Source organism: Streptomyces cahuitamycinicus (genome assembly GCF_002891435.1).
In the GTDB taxonomy this organism is placed as follows: Bacteria; Actinomycetota; Actinomycetes; order Streptomycetales; family Streptomycetaceae; genus Streptomyces; species Streptomyces cahuitamycinicus.
In genome coordinates this window covers 1-3,266 of sequence record NZ_POUC01000641.1, presented here as the reverse complement: position 1 = coordinate 3,266, position 3,266 = coordinate 1, and the positions used below count along the sequence as shown (strand labels likewise).

Genomic DNA, 3,266 nt, shown 5'->3' with positions numbered 1-3,266 from the left:
GTCTCGGGCCAGCAGGCCGGCGATGCTGCCGGCGGTCGCGCCGTTGGAGTCGGTGTCCCAGCCGCCGCTCACCACGCGGCAGATCGAGCCGGAGAAGTCGCCGTTCGCGTGGGTGGCGTGCAGTTCGTCGACGACCGTGGCGAAGTCGTCGTGTTCCCGGGCCAGTTCGACTGCGTGCTGGACGGCTCGGGCGAGGCGGGAGCGTGGCGGGACGACGGTGAGACCGGTGCGCAGGCAGGTGTGGACGTCGTGTTCGCCTGTCGCGGCGGCCGCGATGGCGGCCGCCGCGAACATCGCCGCGTAGACGCCGTTGGCGGTGTGGGTGAGGGTGGCGTCGCGGTGGGCCTGTTCCGCGGCGGCGGCCGGGTCGCCGGGGTTGGTCCAGCCGTGGACGTCGGCGCGGATCAGGGCGCCGATCCACTCGCGGAACGGGTTGCGGTGGCGGGCGGTGTGCGGGGGTTCCAGGCCGGTGAGGAGATTGCGGTAGGCGACCCGTTCGGCGGTGAAGGTGCGGCCGGCGGGGAGTTCGTCCAGCCAGGTCCCGGCCACCTCCGTGGTGGTGAAGTCTCTGCCGTGGCGCTGGAGGAGGACGAGGTTGAGCAGGGGGTAGTCGAGGTCGTCGTCCTCGGGCATGCCGTCGATGTTCTCGGCGAGGGAGGTTGTCGCCGAGCGGCGGTTCCAGGGGTGCTTGCGGAGGAGGTCTTCGGGGACGCCCCGGGCGGTGAAGTAGGTGGTGAGGGGCCAGTTGCCGGTGGAGTTGGCCAGTCGGCGGATGGCGTCGAGGGGGAGTTTCTCGACGGGTTTGCCCAGGAGGCAGCCGGTGGCGCGGCCGAGCCAGGCGGCTTCGAGGTGGTGCGGGGTGGTGGCCGGGGTGCCCGCGTGCTCGGGCCAGTCGGGGCAGGCGGCTCTGATCGCGTTCAGGTCCGTCGGTTCGTCGTCCGCCAGCGCGCTCGGCAGGTCGGCCAGTTCGTCCAGGAGGTCTTGTGCGAGTCGGCGCAGGTAGCGGGAGGCCGGGGTGGGGGAGGCGCCCGCGGTGGCCGGAGCCTGCGGGCCGCCCGCCGCTCGCCAGCGGGCCGCGACGGCCTTCGGCTCCCGGCCGTCCTGGGCCGCCTGGCGGAGTTCGTGGCCGATCAGGTCCTCCGGCTGGACCCAGGTCAGTCGGAGCATTCCCGGCCTCCGAGGGACGTGAAGGCCTGCTCGTGGGTGCGTCGGCGGACCACGTCCCGGGAGAAGATCTCGCGGGCCACGGCGGTGAGGGCGGTCGCCGGTTCCCAGAGGTCCAGGCGGCTGGCTTCCGCGACCGTCTTGGCCCAGTCCTCCGGGACCGGCGAGCCCAGGGCTCCCGCCAGGGCGCCGGCCATCGTGGCGATGGAGTCGCAGTCGCGGCCGTAGTTCACCGCGCCGAGGACCGCGTGCCGGTAGTCGCCCCGTGCCACCAGCACCATGCCCAGCGCGACCGGCAGTTCCTCGATCGCGTGCAGGCGGGAGGGGCGGCGGGCGCCGAGCGAAGGGGCGCGGTAGTCGGGGCCCACCGTGTCGTAGGGGGCGACCGCCTCGCGCAACGGGCGCAGTGCCGACTCGCAGTCCGTGTGGCGGGACGCCTCCTCGCAGACCCGCTCGATCGCGGCCCCGGTGCCGTCCTTCGCGAGGGAGAGGCACGTCGAGACGACCGAGTCGGGGGTCGCGCCCGGCGTGCACGCCGCCGCCACGGCCGCCGCCAGGACGCCCGCCGCCTCACGGCCGTACGACGACTGGTGCGCCCCGGCGACGTCGAGGGCCTCGGCGTAGGCCGCCTGCGGGTTGGCGGCGTTGACCAGGCCGACCGGGGCCATGTACATCGCCGCCCCGCAGTTGACGATGTTGCCGGTGCCGGCCTCGCGCGGGTCGGCGTGGCCGTAGTGGATCCTCGTCACCAGCCACTTCTCCGCCAGGAAGATCCGCTGGAGGGGGAGGGCCTCCGACTCCAGTTCCGGGATCCAGCGCGGCTCGGTCATCAGGTCGGGGACGAGGTGGCCGGCGATCGCGTAGGCGTCGAGGTGGTCGCGCACCCGGGCGTAGACGCGGACCAGGGCGTGCGTCATCAAGGTGTCGTCGGTGACGTGGCCGTCGCCCTTGTGGTACGGGGCGAGGGGGCGGGCCGTGCGCCAGTCGTCGCCGTGCCAGGGGCCGACGATGCCGTGGACGCGGCCGCCGTGGCGTTCCAGGATCTGCTCGGGGGAGTAGCCCTCGACGGGTCCGCCGAGGGCGTCGCCGACGGCGGCTCCGACCAGCGATCCGGTGATCCGTTCGTCCAGTGTGGTGTTTTGGTGCGGTTTGGGCTTCATGGCCGCATCATCCACCGGGGCGTGCCGGTTGTACGGCTTCCAGGAGTCCGGCGAGTTCCACGAGGTCCGTGCCGGTGAGGTGGGGCAGGACGCAGCCGGAGAGGGTGCGGCAGGTCTCCCGCCAGGAGGCGGGGATCGAAGCGCCGCCGCCCAGGGCGCCGGTGAGGGCGCCCGCCAGGGCCGGGGCGGAGTCGGCGACGCGGGACAGGCAGGCCGCCGCGGGGATCGCCTCCGCGATGCGGCCGCGGGCCGCGGTGGCCAGGGCGAGGGCGACCGGGACCGTCTCGGCGGCGGCGATGCCGTAGCTGTAGACATGGTCGACGATCTGGTGCTCCAGGGGCGGGACCAGGGCGAAGGCGCTGTCCGCGTCGGCGGCGAGCCGCAGGGCGTGCCGGGCGTTGCGGCCGATCTCCGTCTCCTGGGGCAGTTCGGCGAGGGCGGCGGTGACACAGGCGTCGACGTGTGCGCCGTCCAGGGCGAGGGCGAGGGCCGCCGCCATCGCGCGGGCGCCGTGCACGCCGTCGCCGTCCTGGGTGTAGCGGGCGTCGAACTCGGCTAGGTCGGCGGCGCGCCGGGGGTCTCCAGGGTGGGCCACGGCCAGGACGCAGGCGCGTACGCAGGCGGCGTCGTCGAAGTAGTGCGGGTTGTCGTGGCCGGTGGCGGGCGGGCGCAGGCCGGTGGCGAGGTTGCCGAGGCCGGCGCGGACGGAGATGCGGGCGCGCAGGGGGAGGACGGCGGACTCGATCTCGGGGGCGCGTTGTGCTGCCGCGGCGACCTCACTGGCGAGGGCGTTCCAGGTGAGGTCGATGGCGGCGCGGGTGCGGCGTTCCCGGCTGAGGTCGTTCAGGACTGTGTCGTCGCCCGCGCGCAGGAGGGCCTCCGCGGCGAAGGCGGCCCACTCGGCGTCGTCGGAGGGGCCCAGGCGGAGGGGCTCCGGGGGCT

The 3,266-nt window shown here is 74.6% G+C and carries 3 protein-coding genes; all 3 read right to left on the bottom strand.

Going from position 1 to position 3,266, the window contains the following annotated elements:
* The coding region (locus C1J00_RS40870) for an ADP-ribosylglycohydrolase family protein (protein ID WP_102913899.1) at positions 1-1,167 on the bottom strand (1,167 nt) is incomplete at its 3' end.
* On the bottom strand, positions 1,155-2,324 hold the full coding sequence (locus tag C1J00_RS40865; RefSeq protein ID WP_102913898.1) for an ADP-ribosylglycohydrolase family protein: 1,170 nt from the start codon (positions 2,322-2,324) through the stop codon (positions 1,155-1,157). The genes C1J00_RS40870 and C1J00_RS40865, both read right to left, overlap by 13 nt.
* Before the next feature lie 7 nt (positions 2,325-2,331).
* The coding region (locus C1J00_RS40860) for an ADP-ribosylglycohydrolase family protein (protein ID WP_102913897.1) at positions 2,332-3,266 on the bottom strand (935 nt) is incomplete at its 5' end.

Excerpts from the sequence above, each read along its gene's own strand:
- C1J00_RS40865 (WP_102913898.1), bottom strand. The coding sequence starts at position 2,324 with ATGAAGCCCAAACCGCACCAAAACACCACACTGGACGAACGGATCACC.